This is a genomic window from Pseudomonas sp. NFACC05-1 (assembly GCF_900100135.1).
Classification (GTDB): Bacteria; Pseudomonadota; Gammaproteobacteria; order Pseudomonadales; family Pseudomonadaceae; genus Aquipseudomonas; species Aquipseudomonas fluorescens_Q.
The window spans coordinates 124,110-148,808 of record NZ_FMTR01000001.1; the positions used below are offsets into that span (position 1 = coordinate 124,110).

General features: G+C 61.3%; 19 protein-coding genes. 10 read left to right on the forward strand and 9 right to left on the reverse strand.

Translation table 11 applies throughout. The features are described 5' to 3' along the window. Positions 1-77: 77 nt before the first annotated feature. Together BLO97_RS00645 and BLO97_RS00650 are read right to left on the reverse strand one after the other, a co-directional pair. The gene (locus BLO97_RS00645) at positions 78-899 is read right to left on the reverse strand and encodes an aldo/keto reductase (RefSeq protein WP_092344425.1); all 822 of its coding nucleotides are present in this window, start codon (positions 897-899) and stop codon (positions 78-80) included. Positions 900-1,000: 101 nt separating this feature from the next. Beyond that, positions 1,001-2,152 carry an aldose epimerase family protein gene (locus BLO97_RS00650; RefSeq protein WP_092344427.1) on the reverse strand — a complete coding sequence of 384 codons (1,152 nt, stop codon included), beginning with the start codon at positions 2,150-2,152 and terminating at the stop codon, positions 1,001-1,003. A 297-nt stretch (positions 2,153-2,449) separates the two neighbouring features. Between BLO97_RS00650 and BLO97_RS00655 the strand changes: the two genes are divergently transcribed. The 3 genes from BLO97_RS00655 to BLO97_RS00665 all read left to right on the forward strand — a co-directional run bounded on the left by BLO97_RS00655 (position 2,450) and on the right by BLO97_RS00665 (position 4,934). Further along, positions 2,450-3,199, forward strand: a complete 750-nt coding sequence (locus BLO97_RS00655; protein ID WP_057447798.1) for a hypothetical protein — start codon at positions 2,450-2,452, stop codon at positions 3,197-3,199. A gap of 107 nt (positions 3,200-3,306) precedes the next feature. After that, positions 3,307-4,092, forward strand: a complete 786-nt coding sequence (locus BLO97_RS00660) for a sulfite exporter TauE/SafE family protein (RefSeq protein WP_063322060.1) — start codon at positions 3,307-3,309, stop codon at positions 4,090-4,092. Between the two features lie 293 nt (positions 4,093-4,385). Further along, the gene (locus BLO97_RS00665; protein WP_092344429.1) at positions 4,386-4,934 is read left to right on the forward strand and encodes a DUF4174 domain-containing protein; all 549 of its coding nucleotides are present in this window, start codon (positions 4,386-4,388) and stop codon (positions 4,932-4,934) included. Between the two features lie 153 nt (positions 4,935-5,087). On the opposite strand, the gene ampC is transcribed toward BLO97_RS00665, so the two are convergent. Next, complete coding sequence (ampC, locus tag BLO97_RS00670; protein ID WP_092344431.1) at positions 5,088-6,236, reverse strand: class C beta-lactamase; 1,149 nt, start codon at positions 6,234-6,236, stop codon at positions 5,088-5,090. Positions 6,237-6,464: 228 nt separating this feature from the next. Here ampC and BLO97_RS00675 point away from each other — a divergent pair, with 228 nt between their 5' ends. Both BLO97_RS00675 and BLO97_RS00680 read left to right on the forward strand, forming a co-directional pair. Continuing rightward, positions 6,465-7,343, forward strand: a complete 879-nt coding sequence (locus BLO97_RS00675) for a Dyp-type peroxidase (RefSeq protein WP_092344433.1) — start codon at positions 6,465-6,467, stop codon at positions 7,341-7,343. 79 nt (positions 7,344-7,422) lie between these two features. Then, complete coding sequence (locus BLO97_RS00680) at positions 7,423-8,169, forward strand: SDR family oxidoreductase (protein ID WP_063322056.1); 747 nt, start codon at positions 7,423-7,425, stop codon at positions 8,167-8,169. A gap of 21 nt (positions 8,170-8,190) precedes the next feature. Here BLO97_RS00680 and mapR read toward each other — a convergent pair whose 3' ends face one another. The 3 genes from mapR to BLO97_RS00695 all read right to left on the reverse strand — a co-directional run bounded on the left by mapR (position 8,191) and on the right by BLO97_RS00695 (position 11,725). Beyond that, positions 8,191-9,600 carry a GntR family transcriptional regulator MpaR gene (gene mapR, locus BLO97_RS00685; protein WP_092145508.1) on the reverse strand — a complete coding sequence of 470 codons (1,410 nt, stop codon included), beginning with the start codon at positions 9,598-9,600 and terminating at the stop codon, positions 8,191-8,193. Between the two features lie 121 nt (positions 9,601-9,721). Beyond that, positions 9,722-11,134 carry a cytochrome c oxidase accessory protein CcoG gene (gene ccoG, locus BLO97_RS00690; protein ID WP_092223942.1) on the reverse strand — a complete coding sequence of 471 codons (1,413 nt, stop codon included), beginning with the start codon at positions 11,132-11,134 and terminating at the stop codon, positions 9,722-9,724. Positions 11,135-11,488: 354 nt separating this feature from the next. Further along, complete coding sequence (locus BLO97_RS00695; protein WP_092145512.1) at positions 11,489-11,725, reverse strand: DUF3203 family protein; 237 nt, start codon at positions 11,723-11,725, stop codon at positions 11,489-11,491. A gap of 137 nt (positions 11,726-11,862) precedes the next feature. Between BLO97_RS00695 and BLO97_RS00700 the strand changes: the two genes are divergently transcribed. Continuing rightward, positions 11,863-12,363, forward strand: a complete 501-nt coding sequence (locus tag BLO97_RS00700) for an MgtC/SapB family protein (RefSeq protein ID WP_092344435.1) — start codon at positions 11,863-11,865, stop codon at positions 12,361-12,363. A 144-nt stretch (positions 12,364-12,507) separates the two neighbouring features. Here BLO97_RS00700 and BLO97_RS31520 read toward each other — a convergent pair whose 3' ends face one another. Continuing rightward, positions 12,508-12,672: a hypothetical protein gene (locus BLO97_RS31520; RefSeq protein ID WP_170867310.1), complete on the reverse strand. Its 165-nt coding sequence runs from the start codon at positions 12,670-12,672 to the stop codon at positions 12,508-12,510. 211 nt (positions 12,673-12,883) lie between these two features. On the opposite strand from BLO97_RS31520, the gene BLO97_RS00705 reads away from it, so the two are divergent. The 3 genes from BLO97_RS00705 to glgB all read left to right on the forward strand — a co-directional run bounded on the left by BLO97_RS00705 (position 12,884) and on the right by glgB (position 20,697). Further along, entirely contained in the window at positions 12,884-14,881 is a 1,998-nt protein-coding gene (locus tag BLO97_RS00705) for an alpha-1,4-glucan--maltose-1-phosphate maltosyltransferase (protein ID WP_072348891.1), read from the forward strand. Between the two features lie 225 nt (positions 14,882-15,106). After that, the gene (gene treS, locus BLO97_RS00710) at positions 15,107-18,451 is read left to right on the forward strand and encodes a maltose alpha-D-glucosyltransferase (protein ID WP_063322047.1); all 3,345 of its coding nucleotides are present in this window, start codon (positions 15,107-15,109) and stop codon (positions 18,449-18,451) included. Positions 18,452-18,462: 11 nt separating this feature from the next. Then, positions 18,463-20,697 (forward strand): 1,4-alpha-glucan branching protein GlgB, encoded by a 2,235-nt coding sequence (gene glgB / locus BLO97_RS00715; protein WP_063322046.1) that lies wholly within the window; start codon positions 18,463-18,465, stop codon positions 20,695-20,697. A gap of 196 nt (positions 20,698-20,893) precedes the next feature. On the opposite strand, the gene gudD is transcribed toward glgB, so the two are convergent. Together gudD and BLO97_RS00725 are read right to left on the reverse strand one after the other, a co-directional pair. Beyond that, the gene (gene gudD / locus BLO97_RS00720; RefSeq protein ID WP_092145518.1) at positions 20,894-22,237 is read right to left on the reverse strand and encodes a glucarate dehydratase; all 1,344 of its coding nucleotides are present in this window, start codon (positions 22,235-22,237) and stop codon (positions 20,894-20,896) included. A 19-nt stretch (positions 22,238-22,256) separates the two neighbouring features. Beyond that, positions 22,257-23,606: an MFS transporter gene (locus BLO97_RS00725; protein ID WP_092145713.1), complete on the reverse strand. Its 1,350-nt coding sequence runs from the start codon at positions 23,604-23,606 to the stop codon at positions 22,257-22,259. 337 nt (positions 23,607-23,943) lie between these two features. On the opposite strand from BLO97_RS00725, the gene BLO97_RS00730 reads away from it, so the two are divergent. Then, complete coding sequence (locus tag BLO97_RS00730; protein ID WP_063322044.1) at positions 23,944-24,654, forward strand: FadR/GntR family transcriptional regulator; 711 nt, start codon at positions 23,944-23,946, stop codon at positions 24,652-24,654. Positions 24,655-24,699: the final 45 nt, after the last annotated feature.

Below are 24,699 nucleotides of genomic sequence, written 5' to 3' on the forward strand. Positions count from 1 at the left end.
CGGCCCCTTTTGCGATCGCTGCGCGATCGAGCGGGAGCAAGCTCCCTCGCCACAAAAAGCTGCCAGGCCCGGGGAAACTAGACCATCGCCAACCGCTGCTTGCCCCGGGGCTGGGGAAATATCAGGTCGAGGGCGGCCAGGTCCTGCGGTTCCAGCTTGAGGTTGGCCGCTTCGGCATTCAAACGCACATGCTCAGGCTTCACAGCCTTGGGAATGGCAATCACATTGTCCTGGCGCAACAGCCAGGCCAGCGCGATCTGTGCCGGTGTGGCGCGATGGCGTTCGGCGATCTGTGCCAGGGTGTGATCCTTGAGCAGGTGCCCGCCCTGGCCGACCGGGCAGTAGGCCATGATCGGCATGGGCCGTTGCTGGCACCAGGGCAGCAGGTCGAATTCGATGCCGCGTTCCTGCAGGTTGTACAGCACTTGATTGGTGGCGCAGGCCGGCGAGGCCAGCTCCTCGAGGTCATCGACGTCAAAGTTCGACACACCCCAGCGGCCGATCTTGCCTTCTTCGCGCAGGCGTTCGAACGCTTCGACGGTTTCTGCCAACGGGTACTGCCCGCGCCAGTGCAACAGATAAAGGTCGATGTAATCGGTGTCGAGCCGGCGCAAGCTGCGTTCGCAGGCCAGGGGAATGCCTTTGCGACTGGCATTGTGAGGGTAGACTTTGCTCACCAGGAAAACCTGGTCCCGCAGGCCAGTGATCGCCTCGCCAACGACGGTCTCCGCACCGCCTTCGGCATACATCTCCGCCGTGTCGATCAGGGTCATGCCCAGTTCGATCCCCAACCGCAGGGCCGCGACTTCTTTCTTGTGATGGGACGGTTCCTCACCCATGCGCCAGGTGCCCTGGCCAATGACCGGTACGGACACACCCGCCAATTCCAGCGTCCTCATGCCTATCTCCTGTTTTTTGCTTTGACGTGTGGCAGCAGGATAGACCAAGTGTTCAGTGTTGATCGTTCCCACGCGAGCATGGGAACGATTCGGCGGGGGCGTTACTTCGCGGAGAACTTCAACACCATGGTCTGGGTGTAGGTCTGGCCCGGATCAAGCCGTGTCGAAGGGAAGTTCGGCTGGTTGGGCGAGTCGGGGTAGTGCTGGGTTTCCAGGGTGAACGCGCCCCAATGCGGATAGACCTTGCCTTGCTTGCCCTTGACCGTGCCGTCGAGGAAGTTGCTGGTGTAGAACTGCACGCCAGGCTCGGTGGTGTAGAGCTGCAGGCGGCGTCCGGAGTCCGTGTCATACACTTCTGCGGCCAGTTTGCTCACGTCACCCTTGGCGTCCAGCGCCCAGTTGAAATCGAAGCCGCCCTGTTTCGGTTCGGCGAACTTGAGTTGTGGGTGATCGGCCTTGATATGGGTGCCGATGGCGGTGGGTTGGGTGAAGTCCATCGGTGTACCGGCCACGGGGGCCAGTTCGCCGGTGGGAATGAGCTTGCCGGTGACCGGCGTGTAGTGGGCTGCGTGCAGGGTGGCGAGCTGCTCGAGGATGTCGCCGTTACCGGCCCCGGCCAGGTTGAAATAGCTGTGGTTGGTCAGGTTCAGCACCGTGGGTTTGTCGGTGGTGGCTTTGTACTCAATGCGCAACTCGTTCTGTTCGTTGAGGCTGTAGGTGACGTCGGTTTTCAGCGTGCCGGGAAAGCCCATCTCACCATCCGGTGACACGTAGGTCAGGGTGACGCCCACCGAGTCCTTGCCGTCATGGGGCTGGGCCTTCCAGACGCGCTTATCGAACCCTTGCGGCCCGCCGTGCAGGGAGTTGCCATGGTCGTTCTGCGGCACCTGGTAACGCTTGCCGTCCAGCTCGAAGGCGCCGTCGGCCAGGCGATTGCCGAAGCGGCCGATGGTCGCGCCGAAATACACGCTGCCGTTCTTCTGGTAACCCTGCACGTCGTCGAAGCCGAGCACGATGTCGGCGGCCTTGCCGTTTTTGTCCGGCACGCTCAATGACTGGAGGATGCCGCCGTAGGTGATGACCGTGGCCTCCATGCCGTGACTGTTGCGCAGCACGAATTTTTCCACCGCCGTGCCGTCGTCGGTTTTGCCGAACGCACCGCGTTCATTGGTCAGGCCGGCAGCGTGGGAAGCCGAGGTGGCGATCATCAGAGACACTCCGAGGGCCGTGAGCAGTTGTCTGGATTCAAGCATGGTATGACCTTCCTTCCTGTTGTTTTGTTGTTGTTTTGAACGCGGGGCGAGTCCGCTACTGGTCGGACAGCGCTGAAGGTTTTTCTGGTTAGTAGTCTTTCTATTTGGTGGGTGAGAAGGGATTTATAGCCATTAATGGGGATTTATCAATTAAAAAGTAAGACTAATTGCGTGATTGGGTCGTTGCTGAAGACCGAGGTTTTTCTCCAGGTACTGCACTTTTGTGATTTTTGCCGCTCTATCCATGGCCTGGAAGCGACGACCCCCATCGCTTCCCCATGCCCAGACCGAGATTCGATGGCCGGTGTTTTTTATCCTGTGACGAGATTGCGCCGCTGCTGCCTGGCATTGTTGGTCGGTGTGTCGATGCTGTTCAGCGGCGGCTGCAGCCATCAGCAGGGACAGGACATGGTCACGCAGTTCAGCAACGCCAAGCCCCAGGAGTTCTTGCAGACCAGCGTCGACCGCATGGCCACGTTGTCGATGCACGACAACTTGCAAAGCCTCTATCTGCTGATGAACAAGCTGTACCTGCGCAACCCCGAGGAGCTGCGCAAGTCCGGCTTTCTCGACGCTCGCACTGCGGAAAAACAGGTGCGCATGGCCATCGAGCAGCAACAGCCTTTGCCGACCTTGGGTGGCAAGAAGGACCTGGCGGCCCTGAGCTACGCCATGAGCCCGGAGTTTCTCGGCGATCGGGTAGGGGCGTTCATCTATGCCATCGGCAGCATGCTGGTCACCGCGCACGGCAATCGCCTCGAGTTCTACATGACCGACACCATCGACCCGCGTTTTGTCAGCAACGCGGCGCGCAATATCGAAAAAGCCACCTGGCTGCTGAGTCAGCGGCAGAACAAGGACGGCAAGCTGTTGCTGTTTTCCAATGAGATCTCGGAGGAGGGCAGCAACCTGAGTTTCGCCGTGGAGTTTGGAAAAATCGTCGCCCGATTGGACCTGCTGACCCAGATGCTCGATGAGCGCTACCGGCGGATTGGCTTGAATTACGCCCAGAGCCTGCTGTTCCTCAATTTCCTGCCGGTCCAGTGAAATGACGGAAAAGGAATAAAGATAGATCACATCGATATAGGGGGTTATAAGAAAAATCGCTATGCTCGCGGCCAGATTTTTCATGCGGTCGTGCTGAGACGGGTTTAATGGATTTCGGTAATGTCGGTTTAGTCGTTGCAGGCCTGGTGGTCGGCTTCATCGTTGGGATGACCGGCGTCGGCGGTGGTTCGCTGATGACCCCGATCCTGTTGTGGTTTGGTATCAACCCTGCGACGGCGGTGGGTACGGACCTGCTGTACGCAGCCATTACCAAGTCTGGCGGTGTCCTGGTTCATGCAAAAAATCGCAACATCGACTGGGCTATCACTGGCTGGCTGACGTTGGGCAGTGTGCCGGCAGTCGGCTTGACGCTGTGGTTTCTCAGCAGCCTGCACAGCTCCCCCGACGCCATGAACGCGGTGATCAAGCAAGCCTTGGGCTTTGTGTTGTTCGCCACTGCCTTGGCGATCCTGTTCAAGAAGCGTTTGCTGCAATTCGCCCATGACCGTGCCGGCGGGCACTACAACCCCACTGGCACGCGCCTCAATGTGCTCACGGTCATCACCGGCCTCGTGCTGGGCACCATGGTCGCCTTGACCTCCATCGGCGCTGGCGCCCTGGGCACCGTTGCGCTGTTCATCCTCTACCCGTTCCTGGTCACCAAGCGCCTGGTGGGCACCGAGATCGCCCACGCCGTGCCGCTGACCCTGGTGGCTGGCCTGGGCCATGCGAGCATGGGCAACATGGATTGGCACATCCTGGGTTTCCTGCTGATCGGTTCGTTGCCGGGGATCTACCTGGGCAGTCATTTGTCGGGACGCATCTCCGACGAGTTGCTGCGCCCCTGTCTGGCGGTGATGCTGGCGATGATCGGGTTCAAGCTGGCGTTCTAGCACTGACACCGAGATCCCTTGTGGGAGCGGGCTTGCTCGCGAAAGCAGTTTTTCAGTCAACGTTGATGTTGACTGACAGACCGCTTTCGCGAGCAAGCCCGCTCCCACTCTCGTTTGTGGTGACTGTATTTTTAGCGCTCACACCTTCCTCCCGCACGCGTTGGCTACCATGGTTGCGCAATGACCCCCCTGGCCTAAGCTTCAAGTCAGGCAGGCGCAGTATTGAGCGACTCTCGCGGAACAATCGCCGCCCTGTGCAATCAGTACAGCGTAAATATCAAAAGGAGAGGCGCATGCTCATTCGGTCGTTGACCTTCGCTACCTTGCTGGCCATCGCCGGCCCCCTGTTCGCTGCCGATGGCGACTCACCCCTGGTGGCGGATGCAGGCAGGGCACGCCCCCTGATCGTTATCGCGCCGAGTACGGTCGACCCGGCCTGGGTCAGCCTGAAAAAGGCCTTGGATGAACCAGCAGGCAAGCAGGGTTTTTCCGAGCGCAACATGGTGCTCTACACCGTGCTCAATACCATTGGGCAGCGCGATGGCAAGGACCTGGACCCGCAAAGCACCATGGCGCTGATCCGCTCCCTCAAGCTGGGCGCCGGGGCTCAGACCAAGATCATCCTGGTGGGCAAGGACGGGGAAAAGAAGCTTGAGCATTCCGGGGCGATCGAATTGAAAGACCTCTTCGACACCGTCGATAAACTCCCCGCCGCGGAAAAAGAAGCGACGCCCCCGGCGCCACCTCCCGCGCCGGAGCCCGCACCGGCCAAGGATGCGAAAGGCACCAAGCCTGGCAAGGCAGTCAAGCCGCCGGCTGCGGTGAAGCCGTTGGACGATTGATAGTCCCGTGGCGAGGGAGCTTGCTCCCGCTGGGTCGCGAAGCGACCCCCCAGCCCCCCAGCTTATCGGTCGACGAACCATGCTAAAAAGCATAGGGCTGCTTCGCAGCCCAGCGGGAGCAAGCTCCCCCGCCACAGTGACTTACTCAACCTTCTACTGCGCTTCCAGCGCCGTCAGGATCCGGTGCGCCGCCTTCACCCGCTCCTCAATCGGATAATTCTTGTTCGCCAACAGCACGATGCCCATGTTTTTACCGGGCACGAAAGCCGCGTAGGCACCAAACCCGTTGGTCGAGCCGGTCTTGTTGATCCAGGCGCCGTCCGGCGCCGGGTGGGGCGGGTCGAGAGGTTCGGCTTTTTGTGGGGCCAGGGCCATCTGCGGTGTGTTGCCAGCGAGCAGGTCATCCAAGGTGAACGGGGCGGGGTAGAACTCCCAGCCCAGCCCCTGATTCATCCCGCCAACCTTGTAGAACCCCATATGCGTCGTGGCGATGGCTTGCTTCAGGTCTGCGTCCAGTTTTTCAGGTCGCAGGTTGGCCTCGACGAAACGAATCAGGTCCGTTGAACTGGTCTTGACCCCATAGGCTTCGGAATCCAGTGCGCCGGCACCGACTCGCACGGGTTTGCCGTCCTTTGCATAGCCTTGGGCGTATCGGCCCATCTGATCCTGCGGCACCCGCACATAGCTGTGCTTGAGGCCCAGCCCTGGCATCAGCGTGCGCTCCATCACCTCATCAAATGGCTGCCCCAGGCTGCGGGCCGCCAGATAGCCGAACAGGCCGATGCTCGGGTTTGAGTAGAGCCGCTGGGTGCCGGCCGGGTAGAGCGGTTTCCAGTTCCTGTAGTAACCGAACATCCGGTCCGGATGGTCCGCCTCGTCGGGAAACTGCAATGGCAGGCCGCCAGCGGTGTAGGTGGCAAGGTCGAGCAGGCGGGTGCTCTCCATGGCGCTGCTACGCAGCTCGGGCGCAAAGCGACTGGCCGGATCCGCCAGGGACAGTTTGCCCTGGGCCTGGGCATAGGCGCCGAGGGTGGCGGTGAAGGTCTTGCTGACCGAGCCGATTTCGAAAAGGGTCTGGTCGGTGACCGGCTTTTTCGTATCCTTGGCGGCGACGCCAAAACTGAAAAACTGCCGTTGGCCGTTGTGCGTGATCGCTACCGCCATGCCCGCGATGTCCTGCTGTTTCATCAAGGGCTGGATGACGGCATTGACCGTGTCTTCAATGCGTTCCTGGGCAAAGCTTACGGGCGTTCCGCAGACCAGGAAAAAAATCCCGGCGAGTATCGATCTGGCAATTGGCATGGTGCAGCGTTCTCGTTGACCTTCCTGGAGGGGGCTCAATCTAGGGCGTTTTTGGCGGCCCGGCAATCCGAGGTTGTCGGGCCGAGGCATGTTTTCTGAGTCGTCTGACGGGGCTGCGGGAACCTTCCCACAAAACGGTCGGGTTACCCGACGCGACCGGACCTCAAGCCAAACCACACAAAGCGGCAGCCGCCGGGTAAACTCGCGGCTCTTTCTAAAGGAGTTCACATGAGTTACTACCAGCCCGGCATTCTCGCCACCCCTGTTCCGCCTCAGGCCCGTCATTTGTTTTTTGCCCTGGAATCGGTCGAGGCATTGCCGGCTGCGCTAGACAAACTCCGGTTGTTGCTCGATAACCGTGTCGTGATCGGCTTTGGTGAATCGTTGGTCCAGGCGTTGGGCGCCCAGGTCGAGGGCCTGCGGGCTTTTCCGGCGCTGGCCGGCGTGGGTGTGGACAACCCGTCGACTCAACACGCGTTGTGGTGCTGGCTGCACGGCGAAGACCGTGGCGAGCTGATGCACCGCAGTCGCGCCATCGAGGCGGCGCTGGCCCCGGCGCTGCGCCTGGTACAGATGAACGAAACCTTCCGCCATATGACCGGCCATGACCTGACCGGCTACGAAGATGGCACCGAAAACCCGCACGACGAGGCTGCCATCGCTGCCGCCCTGGCCCAGGGCGCCGATGGGGTGCGCGGTGGCAGTTTCGCCGCGATCCAGCAATGGCAGCACGATCTGGACGGTTTCGCGGCGATGCAACCCCATGAGCGCGACAACATCATGGGCCGGCGCCTGAGCGACAACGAAGAAATCGATGACGCGCCGGAATCGGCCCACGTCAAGCGCACCGCCCAGGAAAGCTTCGCCCCGGAGGCGTTCGTGGTCCGTCGCTCCATGCCGTGGATCGAAGGCGACCGTGCGGGGCTGATGTTCCTGGCGTTCGGTTTCTCCCTCGATGCTTTCGAGGCACAACTGCGCCGCATGAGTGGCCTGGAAGACGGTATCACCGATGGCCTGTATCGCATGAGCCGGCCCATCACCGGCGGCTATTACTGGTGCCCGCCGCTGTTGGACGGACGCCTGGATCTGCGCGCCCTGGCCCGGTAAGCACAGCGGTTTGTGCAAAGTGTGACGCGAACGCTATTCTTGGCAGCGCACGTCTATCCGTGGAATGGGGGAAGCAAACGTGGATAAAGTCATCGTCATCACCGGTGGCGGCCGCGGAATCGGGGCGGCCACGGCGCTGTTGGCTGCCGAGTTGGGTTATCGGATCTGCATCAATTACCAGTCCGACGAAAGTGCCGCGCAGGATGTGCTCGAACAGGTCCGGGCCAAGGGCGCGCAGGCGATTGCCGTGCGGGCCGACGTGAGCATCGAAGACGAAGTGATCGGCCTGTTCGACCGGGTGGACGCCGAGCTTGGCCGTGTCACCGCCCTGGTGAACAACGCCGGCACGGTCGCGCAGAAATCCCGGCTCGATGAAATGTCCGAATTTCGCATTCTCAAGATCATGAAGACCAACGTGCTGGGGCCGATTCTTTGCGCCAAGCACGCGGTGCTGCGCATGTCGCCCAGGCACGGCGGGCAGGGTGGCAGCATCGTCAATGTCTCGTCGGTGGCCGCGCGCTTGGGCGCACCGGGGGAGTACGTCGATTACGCGGCCTCCAAGGGTGCGCTGGACACCTTCACCATCGGCTTGTCCAAGGAAGTGGCCGGCGAAGGCATTCGCGTCAACGCGGTGCGTCCCGGCTACATCTACACCGATTTCCATGCCCTGAGTGGCGACCCGGACCGGGTCAGCAAGCTGGAATCAGCGATTCCCATGGCTCGGGGCGGGCGTCCGGATGAAGTGGCCGAAGCGATTATCTGGCTGCTGTCGGACAAGGCCTCGTATGCGACCGGGACGTTTGTGGATCTGGGGGGTGGGCGCTGAGCCCCGGGTTGTAACCCAAATTCAAAACGATCGAATAATCCGCCCCAACGTCTCCATGGCTTTTTCCGAGGCCTCGGTCCACGGGCTGCCATAGTTCAAGCGGATGCAATTCCTGAAACGCCGGGTCGGTGAAAAGATCGGTCCCGGCGCGATGCTGATGCCTTGGGCCAGGGCCATCTGGAACAATTTCAGCGAGTCCATCTGCTCCGGCAGCTCCAGCCACAGGAAGTAACCCCCCGCCGGTTGGCTGACCCGGGTCTGGGCGGGGAAGTAGCGGGCGATGGCGGCGAGCATCGCGCTTTGCTGTTCCTCCAGGGCATAGCGCAGTTTGCGCAGGTGACGGTCGTAGCCGCCGTGCTGCAAGTAGTCGGCGATGGCGGCCTGGGCCGGCATCGAGGCGCACAACGAGGTCATGAGCTTGAGCCGTTCGATCTTCTGCGCATAGCGCCCGGCGGCGACCCAGCCGATGCGATAACCCGGCGCCAGGCTCTTGGCGAACGAGCCGCAATGCATCACCAAACCTTCGGTGTCGAACGCCTTGGCGGGCTTGGGGGCCTGCTGGCCGTAATAGAGTTCGGCGTACACGTCGTCCTCGATCAGCGGCACCTGATGACGGCTCAGCAACTCTACCAGCGCCTGTTTGCGCTCCTCGGGCATGGTCGCGCCCATGGGGTTCTGGAAGCTGGTCATGCACCAGCAGGCCTTGATCGGATAGCGTTCCAGTGTTTGCGCCAGCACGTCCAGGTCGATGCCGTCGCGTGGGTGGACGGGAATTTCCACGGCCTTGAGCTTCAGGCGCTCCAACACTTGCAGGCTGGCGTAGAACGCTGGTGCTTCGATCGCCACCAGATCGCCGGGCTCGGTCACGGCTTGCAGGCACAGGTTCAACGCTTCCAGGGCACCGTTGGTGACCAGCAGTTCCTCCATGGGCAGCATCAACCCGCCGACCATGTAGCGCAGGGCGATCTGTCGGCGCAGTTGCGGGTTGCCTGGCGACATGTCCGTGACCACCATTCGCGGGTCCATGTCCCGTGTCGCGCTGGACAGTGAACGGGACAGCCGTTGCAGTGGGAACAGTGTCGGGCTGGGGAATGCCGAGCCGAACGGTATGGTGGCCGGGTCCTTGATCGAGTCGAGGACCGAAAATACCAGCTCACTGACGTCGACTTCGGTGGACTCGTGCACCTGGCTGCTGATCGCGGGCTCCGAAAACGGGCTCGGCGCGTGGGTATTGACGAAGTAGCCGGAGCGCGGCCGGGCCCGGATCATGCCGCGTCGTTCCAGCAGGTAATAGGCCTGGAATACGGTGGACGGGCTGACACCGTAGGTCTGGCTGGCGTAGCGTACCGACGGCACGCGCTGACCTGGCCCCAGCATGCCCGAGCGGATCAGTTCAGCGATGTCGTCGGCAAATTTCTCGTAGCGTTTCATGGGGGTCCAGTGAATTTGTGAACTTAACTGTGGGAGTGAGCTGGCTCGCGATGACGGTGGCATATGACCCACCGCTATCGCGAGCCAGCTCGCTCCCACAGGTGTCCGGCATCTTAAAGCTTCAACGATTCATTGGTGCGACAAAACGGCTCTTGGCGATGCTGTAAATGCCCGGCGCGTCACTGTCGACGACCTTGAACGTCATTGCCTGGGAGCCTTTGCCGGGCCGTTCGCTGAGCATCGCCACCGACACCGGCACATCGACGATTTCCCCCGGGGCCAGGCTCAGTTGGGTCTTGCCTTGCAGGATGAAGCCGTCGCCGTCCACCAGGGACAGCTGATAGTCCTGGCGCTGTTGGGTCTTGTTGATGATTTTCAGGCTGTAGATGTTCTCGATCTGGCCTGCGCTGTTTTCGCGGAACAGGCCACGGTCCTTGCTGACATCCAGCGACACCATGGGGCGTTGCATCAGCGCCACGACCAGCGCGCCGATCATCACCAGCAGTACGGTGGTATAGCCGATCAGCCGAGGTCGCAGCAGGTGAGTCTTGCCGCCCTGCAACTGATGTTCGGAGGTGTATTTGATCAGGCCACGGGCGTAGCCCATCTTGTCCATGATCGAATCGCAGGCATCGATGCAGGCCGCGCAGCCGATGCATTCCATCTGCAGGCCGTCGCGGATGTCGATGCCGGTGGGGCAGACCTGCACGCACATCTGGCAGTCGATGCAGTCGCCCAGGCCAATATTGGCCGGGTTTGCCTCGCGTTTGCGTGGGCCGCGGATTTCACCACGGGCCGCGTCGTAGGAAATAGTCAGCGTGTCCTTGTCGAACATCACGCTCTGAAAGCGTGCATAGGGGCACATATGCATGCACACCGCCTCACGCAGCCAGCCGGCGTTGAGGTAGGTGGCTGCGGTAAAGAAAAGCACCCAGAACAGGCTCACGCCGGCCATTTGCAGGGTCAGCAGTTCTTCGGCCAGGGGACGGATCGGCGTGAAGTACCCCACGAACGTCAGGCCGGTGAGCAGGCTGATGGCCAGCCACAGTGTGTGCTTGGCGCTGCGGCGCAAGAGTTTGTTCAGGCCCCAGGGCGCGGCCTGCAGCTTGATCCGCTGGTTGCGTTCGCCTTCGGTGATTTTCTCGCACCACATGAAGATCCAGGTCCAGGAACTCTGCGGGCAGGTGTAGCCGCACCACACGCGACCGGCAAACACGGTGATCGCAAACAGGCCGAAGGCGGCAATGATCAGCAAAGCCGACAGCAGGATGAAATCCTGGGGCCAGAAGGTCGCGCCAAAGATGTGGAATTTACTTTCGGAAAGGTCCCAGAGCACCGCTTGGCGGCCGCCCCAGTCCAACCACACCGTGCCGAAGAACAGCAGGAACAGAACCCCCGCACCGCTGATGCGCAAGGTGCGGAACAAACCGGTGAAGCTGCGGGTGTGGATCAGGTTATCGGTGGTCCTGGCCTTGATTTTCGACGGCGCGGGTTCGAAGGTCTGTATCAACTGGACGGGGATTCTATCGCTCATGGTCGGTCGCTCATCAGCCTCTATCTGGCCGGCGCACTATGACCATGGAACTGTTTGCATAACAGACTCAGGTGTTTCGATAAAAACCGGATCAGATGCCGCGAAGCCCAGGCCCTGCGACACTTTGATGCACCCAGGAAGTGCCGAACATATTACGGTGGCGAGAGGGATTTACTGTGGCACGGGAATTTACTGTGGCGAGGGGATTTATCCCCGTTGGGGCGCAAGGCGCCCCCAGGTCAGTGCACCCGGTATACCGGACAGACCCGGTCGAGGGTCTTTAGGGTTGCTTCGCAACCCAGCGGGGATAAATCCCCTCGCCACAAATCGCATCTGTTGCCTGTGGATCGGGATTCAGATCACCGAGCCGCTGTCGGTAGCCTTCAGGTGCTTGCGCTTATCGGTCGCGCCGGCCACGGTCAGGGCATCCACTTCGGCTTCGGTGAGATGGACCAGGTCACCATTGACTTCCACGGCTGACATGGCCTTGTCCGGGTCAGTGATGATGACCAGCTCACTGGCGGGGCGCAGCTTCGTTCCGTTGGCGGTTTTGATGTGGCAGGTATTGTCTTTGTCGATTTGCTCAAGCATGACGTCGCTCCTTCCTGAATGTCCTGAGTATTAGGTCTCGCTCGCTGGCCAGGGTTCGTCGTGGCTGATCAGCGGTCGGGCGCACCTCTGGCTTCGCTTGCGGTCCATCGTTTATCCAATGAGAAAGAGGACGGTCCATGGACGCCTGGTGGCATGAAGTCTGGGTAACCTTGCAGGCGGAATTTGCCGACATCACCGATGCCCAGCAGATGACCCGGGTCACGGTGCGCCTGCTGATGGCCGCGCTGCTGGGCGGCATCCTGGGTTTCGAGCGCGAACACAAGGGCAAGGCTGCCGGCGTGCGAACCCACATGCTCGTGGCCCTGGGGGCGGCGCTGTTCGTCTTGGTGCCACAGATGTCTGGCTCCCAGGCCGACGCCATGAGCCGGGTGATCCAGGGCGTCGTCGCGGGCATTGGTTTTCTCGGCGCGGGCACCATCCTGAAAAACACCGACGGCGACGAAGGTCATGTCAAAGGCCTGACCACCGCCGCCGGCCTGTGGATGACCGCCGCCATTGGTGTCGCCGCCGGGTTGGGGCGGGAAGCGACAGCTGTGTTGAGTACGATATTGGCGCTGGCTATTTTCAGTGTGATGCCGGTGATTGTCCGGGCGTTGGAGAAGGGCGGCAAGCCATAGCCTGAGCATAAGACTTGTGGGAGCGAGCTTGCTCGCGATGGCGTCCTGCCAGCCAACGTCCATGCAGACTGTCACACCGCTTTGGCGAACAAGCTCGCTCCCACAGGTTTTTCGTCATCCAGTTTCTTTGTTACTACGCTTGAATCAAACACTCTCCGGGGGCTCTTCGCTCGGCGGATCGCCCAACGGAGGCTGAGGATCCAGCGGCGGGTCTTTCTCTGGAATAGGCTCGGGATCAGGGCCGGGCGGTGGCAAGGTGGGATCATCGATGTTCGGATCGGGTGTTTCGGCCGGGATGGGAATATTCATCAGGACGGGTCTCCGTGACGCACATGGCTTGAGTCGTGCTTATTGTTGTTGACCTCCTTGCACCGGCTTTGATCCCCAGGATGCATAGGGGCAAATCCCTCTGAACTTTTAGTCGTTGATTCGGTTCGGAGTTTAAGTGAGTTTTTTCAGGGACCCGTTGGGCCTTTACCGCCACAAGCGCGTCCATGGGGCGTAAAAGGAGCGATGCTCGATGACTGCCGAACACCCGACTGAACTGGCCTACAACCCGCATTTGCCGCTGTCTCAAGCCTTGCTGTTGCCGCGTATCGCTATTGAAAACACCATGCCGGTGATCGACGGCGGACAATTCGCCGCCAAGGCCGTGGCTGGGCAGGACGTGACAGTGACCAGCAAAGTCTTCGCCGATGGACATGACAAGTTGGCCGTGCGCATTCGCTGGCGTTCGCTGCAGGATGAGGTATGGAACAGCGAGGTCATGAGCGACCTGGGCAACAACGGCTGGCGCGGCCAGTTCAATGTGCCGGAGCAAGGTCGCTATGTCTTCTGCATCGAGGCCTGGATCGATCAGTTCGCCAGTTTTCGCTACGAGCTGGAGAAGAAATTCGGTGCCGGGGTGCCGATCAGCCTGGAGCTGCAGGAAGGACGCAACCAGGTGCAAATGGCCGTCGAGCGCAGCACAGGGGAGCTGAGCGAGCAACTGGCGGCCTTGCACCACGAGCTCTCCGGCTTGTTGCCAACGGAACAGGTGGCGCTGTTCCTGGCACCGCGCAGTGCCGATCTGATGTCCCGGGCCGATCATCGCCCGTACTTGAGCATCAGCCCCGAGTATCCGCTGGATGTGGAGCGCAAGCTGTCTGAGTTTGCCAGCTGGTATGAGCTGTTTCCCCGCTCGATCACCGACGATCCTGCGCGCCATGGCACCTTCAACGATGTGCACTCGCGTCTGGCGGTGATCCAGGACATGGGCTTCGACGTGCTGTACTTCCCGCCGATCCACCCCATCGGTCGCAGTTTCCGCAAAGGCCCGAACAATTCCCTCACCGCCGGTCCCGACGACCCGGGCAGCCCGTATGCCATTGGCAGCGAGGAGGGTGGGCACGAGGCCATTCACCCGCAATTGGGTAGCCGCGAGGACTTCCGGCGCCTGGTGGCGGCGGCCGCTGACCACGGCCTGGAGATCGCCCTGGACTTTGCGATCCAGTGTTCCCAGGATCACCCCTGGCTCAAGCAGCACCCGGGCTGGTTCAGCTGGCGACCGGACGGCACGATCAAATATGCGGAAAACCCGCCGAAGAAATACCAGGACATCGTCAACGTCGATTTCTACGCGGCCGATGCGATTCCCAGCCTGTGGACGGAGCTGCGGGACATCGTGGTGGGCTGGGTCAAGGAAGGCGTGAAGATATTCCGCGTCGACAACCCTCACACCAAGCCGCTGCCGTTCTGGCAATGGCTGATCGCCGATGTGCGGGCGCAATACCCTGAAGTGATCTTCCTGGCTGAAGCGTTCACCACGCCGGCCATGATGGCGCGGCTGGGCAAGGTCGGTTATTCCCAGAGCTACACCTATTTCACCTGGCGCAATACCAAGGCTGAGCTGGCGACCTACTTCAGTGAGCTCAATGAATCGCCGTGGCGTGAATGCTACCGGCCGAATTTTTTCGTCAACACGCCAGACATCAACCCGGCCTTTCTCCATGAGTCGGGGCGCGCTGGTTTTTTGATCCGCGCGGCCCTGGCAACCATGGGCTCAGGCCTGTGGGGCATGTATTCGGGCTTCGAGCTGTGTGAGTCGGCACCGGTGCCGGGCAAGGAGGAATACCTCGATTCGGAGAAATACGAGATCCGCCCCCGAGACTTCACCGCGCCGGGCAACATCATTGCCGAGATCGCCCAGCTCAATCGTATCCGTCGACAGAACCCTGCGTTGCATACGCACTTGGGCCTGAAGGTCTATAACGCCTGGAACGACAACATTCTCTATTTCGGCAAGCGCACCGCCGACGGCAGCAACTTCATCCTGGTGGCGGTGAGTCTTGATCCGCACAACCCGCAGGAAGCCAGTTTTGAGTTGCCGCTGTGGGAGATGGGCCTGCCCGACGACGCCCAGACCCAGGGCGAGGATCTGATGAATGGCCATCGCTGGAGCTGGTATGGCAAGTACCAGTTCATGCGCATTGACCCGGCTTACCAGCCCTTTGGAATCTGGCGGATCAGCGTGGCGTGACAGGCGCGATGCCGAGAAAGCGCTGTTGTGTCGAGTGAGCTGTTGCGTGGCGAGGGAGCTTGCTCCCGCTGGGTCGCGCAGCGGCCCCAAAAAAGCGATGAGTGCTGCGCACTCAAGCGGGAGCAAGCTCCCTCGCCACACAACAGCTTCCTGCAGCAGCGCCCTTGCCACATAGACCTCACAAGCCTGCTCCAGCGGCTTTATTGAATTCATCAGGAGTTGCAAATGGCGAAGAAACCCCGGTCTGCCACCTTCATCAAAGATCCGCTCTGGTACAAGGATGCGGTGATTTACCAGGTCCACGTAAAATCCTATTTCGACTCCAATAACGACGGGATCGGTGACTTTCCCGGCCTGATCGAAAAGCTCGATTACATCGCCGACCTGGGCGTCAATACGATCTGGCTGCTGCCGTTCTATCCTTCGCCCCGGCGCGACGACGGCTACGACATTGCCGAATACCGTGGCGTCAGTGCCGACTACGGCACCATGGCCGATGCGCGGCGGTTCATTGCCGAAGCCCATAAGCGCAACCTGCGGGTAATCACCGAGCTGGTCATCAACCACACCTCGGACCAGCACCCCTGGTTCCAGCGTGCGCGCAAGGCCAAGCCGGGTTCGAAGGCGCGGGACTTCTACGTCTGGTCCGATGACGACCACAAATACGACGGCACGCGAATCATTTTCCTCGACACCGAGAAGTCCAACTGGACCTGGGACCCGGTGGCGGGCCAGTATTTCTGGCACCGCTTCTATTCCCACCAGCCCGACCTCAACTTCGATAACCCGCAGGTCATCAAGGCCGTGTTGTCGGTGATGCGCTACTGGCTGGACATGGGCATCGACGGCCTGCGCCTGGACGCCATCCCGTACTTGATCGAGCGCGACGGCACCAACAACGAAAACCTGCCCGAGACCCATGACGTCCTGAAGTTGATCCGCGCCGAGATCGACGCCAACTACCCCGACCGCATGTTGCTGGCCGAAGCCAACCAGTGGCCGGAAGACACCCAGTTGTACTTTGGCGATGTCGACGCCCAGGGGATGAACGGTGACGAATGCCACATGGCTTTCCACTTCCCGCTGATGCCGCGCATGTACATGGCGCTGGCCCAGGAAGATCGCTTCCCTATCACCGATATCCTGCGCCAGACCCCGGAGATCCCCGCCAATTGCCAGTGGGCGATTTTCCTGCGCAACCACGATGAGTTGACTCTGGAGATGGTCACCGACAAGGAGCGTGACTACCTGTGGAACTACTACGCCGCCGACCGTCGGGCGCGTATCAACCTGGGCATTCGTCGGCGCTTGGCGCCGTTGGTGGAGCGCGACCGTCGTCGCGTCGAGTTGCTCAACAGCCTGCTGCTGTCGATGCCCGGCACGCCGACGCTGTACTACGGCGATGAAATCGGCATGGGCGACAACATCTACTTGGGCGACCGTGATGGCGTGCGTACACCGATGCAGTGGTCCATCGACCGCAACGGCGGTTTCTCCCGCGCTGACCCGGCCAGCCTGGTGCTGCCACCGATCATGGATCCGCAGTACGGTTACCAGTCGGTCAACGTCGAGACCCAGGCGGGCGATCCGCACTCGCTGCTCAACTGGACGCGGCGGATGCTGGCGGTGCGCAAGCAGTCCAAGGCCTTTGGCCGTGGCACGTTGAAGATGCTCTCGCCAAGCAACCGCCGGATCCTGGCCTATACCCGCGAATACACCGGGCCTGACGGCAAGCACGAAATCATCCTCTGCGTGGCCAACGTGTCTCGCAGCGCCCAGGCTGCTGAACTGGATCTGTCGACCTACGCCGGCATGGTCCCGGTGGAGATGCTCGGCGGCAACGCCTTCCCACCCATCGGCCAACTGAATTTCCTGCTGACCCTGGCGCCGTACGGCTTCTATTGGTTCGCCCTGGCAACAGAGAACCAGATGCCGAGCTGGCACGTGGAACCGGCCCAGAGCCTGCCGGACTTCACCACCCTGGTGCTGAAAAAACGCCTGGAAGAATTGCTCGAAGCGCCATCGCGCACCACGCTGGAGCAAACCATCCTGCCGAGCTGGCTGCAGAACCGGCGCTGGTTCGCCGGCAAGGACAGTGCGATCGAGAAGGTCGAGATTGTCTATGGCGTGCGCTTTGGTGACCCGCAGCACCCGGTGCTGCTCAGCGAAATCGATGTCACCAGTGGCGGTCAGACCCTGCGTTATCAGCTGCCGTTCGGCCTGCTCGCCGAAGACCAGGTCGGTGCGGCGTTGCCGCAGCAACTGGCGTTGTCGCGGGTGCGTCGGGTGCGTCAGGTGGGCCTGATCACCGATGCATTCAGCCTGGAAAGCTTCGTGCGAGCCGTGCTGCACAGCATGCAGGCCGCCACGGTGCTGCCGTTTGCCGAAGGTGAGTTGCGCTTCGAACCCACCGAAGGCCTGGCCGCGCTGAACCTGGGAGACGAACCAGAGGTACGTTACTTGTCCGCCGAGCAGTCCAACAGTTCGGTGGTGGTGGGCAGCAGCCTCGTGCTCAAGCTGATTCGCAAGGTCGCCTCGGGTGTGCACCCGGAACTGGAAATGAGCGCCTACCTGACTGCTGCCGGTTTCGGCAATATTTCACCGTTGCTGGGTTCGGTGGTTCGCCGCGACGCCCAGGGTGAAGATGCGCTGCTGATGATCGCCCAGGGCTACTTGAGCAATCAGGGCGACGCCTGGGAATGGACCCAGAACAACCTCGAACGCGCCCTACGCGATGAGCTGGCGGACGCGGTGTCCGAGCAGGAGCAGCATTACAACGCCCTGGGCGAACTGAAGGATTTCGCCGGCATGCTCGGCCAGCGCCTGGGGGAAATGCACCAGGTATTGGCCCAGGCTACCGACGATCCGGACTTCGCGCCGCAGGCCACCAACGCCAAGCAAGCCCAGGCCATCGGCAAGGACGTGGCTGCCCAAGTGGAAAACGCCTTGCGCCTGCTCAAGCAGAACCAAGGCCAATTGAACCCGGCGGACCAGGCCATGGTCGCACGTTTGCTGGAGCACAAGAAAACCGTCCTGGCCCATGTCCAGGCACTGGCTGGCAAGGCTGAAGGAGGCTTGCGCATTCGCGTCCATGGCGACCTGCACCTGGGGCAGGTATTGGTGATCAAGGGCGACGCCTACCTGATCGACTTCGAAGGTGAGCCGGCGCGACCATTGCATGAACGACGGGGCAAGCACAGCCCTTATAAGGACGTCAGCGGCGTGTTGCGTTCCTTCGATTATGCCGCGGCCATGGCGATTCACTTGCACACCGTCGACAGTACGGCTGATGCCGATGCGGCGCGGCAACGGGTCGCTGATCGTTATCTGAAAGAGGCTCGCCAGGCATTTGTCGAGGCATATCGGCTGGCGGCAGCTAGTCTTGCCCATGAGTGGAAGGATGCTGAAGGCGAAGACGCCGCACTGGCGTTGTTCGGCCTGGAGAAGGCGGCCTATGAAGTGGCCTATGAAGCCGAGAATCGCCCCACCTGGCTGCCCGTGCCGTTGCATGGTCTGGTCGGGTTATTGAGTGGGCTGCAACCCTTTTCCGACGTAGCCGGACCGATTTAGTGGAGAGAATCATGAGTGTCTCGAACAAAGAACCACAGGGGCAGGCCAAAGAGTCGTTGCTGCCGGCGCCCCATGACATCGACGCGCTGGTGCGCGCCGAACACCACGACCCGTTTTCCATCCTGGGACCTCATGGCGACGACGCCGGCGGCCAATTCATTCGCGCGTATCTGCCCGGTGCCCTGAGCGTGCATGTGCTGGCCCGCGATGGCGGCGAAGAACTGGGGGAACTGCAACCCACCGCAACCCCGGGGCTGTTCGTCGGCCATTTCGACCGTGCCCAGGCGTACTTGCTGCGCACCCGTTGGGCCGGTGGCGAGCAAGTGGCCGAAGACCCCTACAGCTTCGGTCCGTTGCTGGGGGAGATGGACCTTTACCTGTTTGGCGAGGGCAATCACCGCGACCTCAGTTCCTGCCTCGGTGCGCAACTGACCACCGTCGATGGCATCGACGGCGTGCGGTTCGCTGTCTGGGCGCCGAATGCCCGGCGCGTTTCGGTGGTCGGGGATTTCAACGTGTGGGACGGGCGTCGGCATCCGATGCGCATCCGTTATCCGTCCGGCGTATGGGAGATATTCATCCCGAGGCTGGGTGCCGGTGAGGGTTACAAGTATGAAATCCTCGGTGCCCACGGCATCTTGCCACTCAAGGCCGACCCAGTGGCCCTGGCCACCCAGATGCCGCCAGACACGGCGTCGAAAGTTGCCTCCCCCCTGAAGATCGAGTGGCAGGACGACGAGTGGATGCAGCACCGTCGCGAGCGGCAGCTCCCGGGTGCGCCGCTGTCGATCTACGAATTGCACGCCGGCTCCTGGCAGTGCGAAATCGACGAGGCGGGGGAGGTGGCCCGGCAATACAACTGGCATGAAATGGCCGAGCGGCTGATCCCATATGTCAAGGACCTGGGCTTCACCCATATCGAGCTGATGCCGATCATGGAGCACCCATTCGGCGGCTCCTGGGGCTATCAGCCGCTGTCGCAATTCGCGCCAACGGCACGCTTTGGTTCGCCGGACGATTTCGCGGCATTCGTCAACGCCTGCCACCAGGCCAGTATCGGGGTCATCCTCGACTGGGTGCCGGCGCATTTTCCCACCGACACCCACGGCCTGGCCCAGTTCGACGGCACCGCGCTGTACGAATACGGCAACCCGCTGGAAGGCTTCCACCAGGATTGGGACACGCTGATCTACAACCTGGGCCGCACTGAAGTGCACGGCTTCATGCTGGCGTCGGCGCTGCACTGGCTCAAGCATTTCCACGTCGATGGCCTGCGAGTGGATGCCGTGGCCTCGATGTTGTACCGGGACTATTCGCGCAAGGCCGGCGAGTGGGTGCCTAATCGCCATGGCGGACGGGAAAACCTGGAAGCCATCGATTTTTTGCGGCACCTCAACGACGTGGTGGCCTTGGAAACCCCCGGTGCGCTGGTCATTGCCGAAGAATCCACGGCTTGGCCGGGCGTCAGCCAGAGCACCCAGCAGGGCGGCCTGGGCTTCGCCTACAAGTGGAACATGGGCTGGATGCACGATTCGTTGCACTACATCCAGCAAGACCCGGTGTACCGCGCCCATCACCATAACGAACTGAGCTTCGGCCTGGTGTATGCCTGGTCCGAGCGCTTCGTCCTGCCGATTTCCCATGACGAAGTGGTTCATGGCAAACGCTCGCTGATCGACAAAATGCCCGGTGACCGCTGGCAGAAATTCGCCAACCTGAGGGCCTACCTCAGCTTCATGTGGGGCCATCCCGGCAAGAAGCTGTTGTTCATGGGGTGTGAGTTCGGCCAATGGCGCGAGTGGAACCACGACCAGCAATTGGACTGGTACCTGCTGCAATACCCTGAGCACCGTGGCGTGCAGAAACTGGTGAGCGATCTGAACCGTCTGTATCGCGAAGAACCGGCGCTGCATGACCAGGATGATGCGCCCCAGGGTTTCCAGTGGTTGATTGGTGACGATGCGCTCAACAGCGTCTACGCCTGGCTGCGCTGGAGCAAGGAGGGCCGGCCGGTGTTGGTGGTCGCCAACTTCACGCCGGTGCCGCGCGAGGCCTATCGGGTCGGCGTACCGTTCGCCGGGCGCTGGGTCGAATTGCTCAACAGCGATGCTGACACCTACGCCGGTTCCAACTATGGCAATGGCGGTGGTGCCTCCACCGAAGAAGTGCCCAGCCATGGCCAGGCCCTGTCGTTGGAACTCAACTTGCCGCCGTTGGCGGTGTTGATCCTGCGGCCGGAGGGTTAGATTTCACAAAAGCCTGAAGGTAAATGATGACTGTGGCGAGGGAGCTTGCTCCCGCTGGGCTGCGCAGCAGGCCCCTTCGGGCGGTCGCTGCGCAACCGAGCGGGAGCAAGCTCCCTCGCCACAAGAGTTTGCGGTGGTCATAAAATCCAAGACCACCCCATTGGATGTGCCCACCTGAAGGAGTTTTGTGATTCCTTCAGCGCACCAGGCACGGCCGCTTGTTGTTGAACGTCCAGCCTGGAATCAGGTATTGCATCGCCACCGCATCGTCCCGCGCCCCCAGGCCCATGCCCTTGTACAACTCATGGGCCTTGGCCAACTGATCCGTGTCCAGCTCAATCCCCAGCCCCGGCTTTTTCGGCACCTGCACGCAGCCACCCTGGATCTGCAGCGGTGCCTTGGTCAGGCGCTGGCCGTCCTGCCAGATCCAGTGCGTGTCGATCGCCGTGATCTCGCCCGGTGCCGCTGCGGCCACGTGGGTGAACATCGCCAGGGAAATGTCGAAGTGGTTGTTGGAGTGCGAGCCCCAGGTCAGCCCCCATTCATTGCACATCTGCGCCACCCGTACCGAACCCTGCATGGTCCAGAAGTGTGGGTCGGCCAAGGGAATGTCCACCGATTGCAAGGTGATGGCGTGGCCCATCTCGCGCCAGTCGGTGGCAATCATGTTGGTGGCGGTCTTGAGGCCTGTGGCGCGACGGAATTCGGCCATGACCTCACGACCGGAATAGCCGTTCTCGGCGCCGCAAGGGTCTTCGGCATAGGCCAGCACCTTGTGCTGGTCGCGGCACAGGCGAATGGCCTCTTTCAGTGACCAGGCACCGTTCGGGTCCAGGGTGATGCGGGCCTGGGGAAAACGCTCGGCCAATGCGCTGACCGCTTCGATCTCCGCGTCGCCCTGGAGCACGCCGCCCTTGAGCTTGAAATCCTGGAAGCCGTAGCGCGAATGGGCTGCTTCGGCCAGGCGCACCACGGCGTCGGCGTCCAGGGCTTTTTCGTGGCGTACACGGAACCAGTCGTTGTCGGCGTCCGGCTCGCTGCGGTAAGGCAGGTCGGTCTGTTGGCGATCGCCCACATAAAACAGATAGCCGAGCATCTTCACTTCATCGCGTTGCTGGCCTTCGCCGAGCAGGGCGGCGACCGGTACGTCCAGGTGTTGGCCGAGCAGGTCCAACAGCGCCGCTTCCAGGCCGGTCACCGCGTGGATGGTGATGCGCAGGTCGAAGGTCTGCAGGCCACGGCCGCCGGCGTCGCGGTCGGCGAACGCCTGGCGTACGGTATTGAGAATCTTCTGGTACGTACCGATGGGGCTGCCGACCACCAGCGAACGGGCGTCTTCAAGGGTCTGGCGAATGCGTTCGCCACCGGGCACTTCGCCCACGCCGGTGTGGCCGGCGTTGTCCTTGAGAATAACGATATTGCGGGTGAAAAACGGACCATGGGCGCCACTGAGGTTCAGCAGCATGCCGTCGTGACCGGCCACGGGGACGATCTGCATGCTGGTGATGATCGGGGCTTTGCTGGCTTCTGGGGTGGTCATGTGCGCTTATCCTTGATGATCAGGCGTGACTGGCGGCAGGAGGATTGGCCGGCGTCGTTGCAGATTTGGGTTTAGGCGTATTGCGTGCGGCGAACACAATGATCGCGGCGATGATCGAGGTGGCCGCCAGGCCATAGAGGCCGCCTTGGATAGACCCGGTGTGTTCTTCCAGCAGGCCGAAGGTGGTGGGGGCGACGAACCCGCCGAGGTTGCCCACGGAGTTGATCAGCGCAATCACCCCGGCGGCGATCCGGGCGTCCAGGTAGGCCTGGGGAATTGGCCAGAACAGCGACGACGCGGATTTGAAGCCCAGGGCCGCGAAGCAGATGGCGACGAAGGCGAAGATCGGCCCGCCGGTGGTGGACATGAACATCCCGGCTGCGGCTATCAGCAAGGCGGTTGCGACCCAGGCCTGCTGGAACTTCCATTTGGCCGACAGCGAGGCGAAGGCATACATGCCGACGATCGATAGCAACCACGGGATCGAGTTGAACATCCCGACCTGGATATCGCTGAGCTCGCCCATCTTCTTGATGATGCTGGGCAGCCAGAAGGTGGCGGCATAGATCGTCAGCTGGATGAAGAAGTAGATCAGGCAGAACAGGATGATCTGGCGGTCCTTGAGCAGTTGGCCGATGGACAGTTTGATCGGCGAAGCGGCTTCTCGTGCGCGTTGTTCATCGTCGATGGTCTTGACCAGCACGTCTTGTTCTTCACGGCTCAACCATTTGGCATCGTGGGGCTTGGAGTCCAGCCAGAACCAGACGAAGACGCACAGGCAGACGGAGAACATCCCTTCGATGAAGTACATCCACTGCCAGCCGTGCATGCCCAGGCCGTTGATTTGCAGGAGCAACCCCGACAGCGGGCCGGAGATCAGCGATGCGATGGCCGAGCCGCTGAGGAAGATGGCGATGGCTTTGCCGCGTTCAACCCCTGGCAACCAGCGGGTGAAGTAATAGATCACCCCAGGGAAGAAACCGGCCTCGGCCACGCCCAACAGGAAACGCAGGATGTAGAAGTGGGTTTCGTTCTGGATGAAGGCCATGGCCGCCGCCACCAGGCCCCAGGTGAGCATGATGCGAGTCAGCCAGATACGCGCGCCGATTCGTTGCAGCAGGATATTGGACGGGACTTCGAACAGCGCGTAGCCGATGAAGAACAGGCCGGCACCTAAGCCGTAGGCGGCGGCACCGATCCCCAGGTCGTGCTCCATATGGGCACGGACGAAGCCGATGTTCACACGGTCGATGTAGTTGACGATAAACATGATGACGAACAGCGGCAGGATGTGGCGCTTGACCTTGGCAATGGCCGACAGCAGCACCGGATCCGCTCCGGCATTCGCCTTGAGGCTGGATGTGTTCACTTGGTTTTTCTCCCACTCGTTATTTTTATGCGGGGCATCGTGCAGGTGCCGATGTTGATAGACATCATACAACTTGAATTTTTTCGATGACAAGGGGTTTTTGATGACAAATGGAAAGGAATGCTGGATTTTTTATGCCGTAATTGTTGGGTTATTCGGTGGGTTTTTGGGATTTATGATGCGAAGCGGCTGCGGGAAGTGATGGTTGTGCTGGGTCAGTTATGGATGGGATTTCGCTCTAACTTGAGTGTTGTCATACAAGTTAAGCGTTCACGATGATCATTTCCGGGCCCGCTGATGGTAGGATTGCTTAGCCTGTTTTCGAGGAACCCTGGCGATGCAAGACACTGAAGCCCCGCTGCGCAAGCGCACCCACAACCTGGCCCATGACTTGGTGGCGAAGCTCAGCCAGAGCATTCTGCTGGGGCAACTGAAACCGGGGGAGAAACTGCCATCGGAAGGGGCCATCGTGCAGGAGCATGGGGTCAGTCGTACGGTGGTGCGCGAGGCGATTTCCAAGCTGCAAGCCTCGGGACTGGTGGAGACCCGCCACGGCATCGGCACCTTTGTGCTGGAGCAGAGCGACGAGCCCGGGCTGCGCCTCAATGTCGACACCGCTGCCGGTGTGCGGGGCATCCTGGAGTTGCGCCTGGGCCTGGAAACCCAGGCGGCCGCCTTGGCGGCCCAGCGTCGTAGCGAGCGCCAGTTGCAGCAGATGCGCCAGGCGCTGGATGACTATCAGCGGTTGTTCAGCAACAACGACAGTTGCGTCGAAGCCGATCGGCGTTTTCATCTGCTTATCGCCGAGGCCACGGACAACACCTGTTTCGTCGAAATCATGCAGCACCTGGGCAGTGCGATGATCCCCAGGACCCGAGTGAACGTGGCCGAGCGCGGCCAGGCTGACCTGGGCAAGCTGGCACAACTGGCCAATCTCGAGCACGAAGCGATCTTCAATGCCATCAAGCGCCAAGACCCCGACGCCGCCCGAGCCGCCATGTGGCTGCACCTGACCAATAGCCGTGATCGGTTTGGTGCGCGGACCTGACAGTTCACCGTCGCTTGAGCCACCGCCATCGCGAGCAGGCTCGCT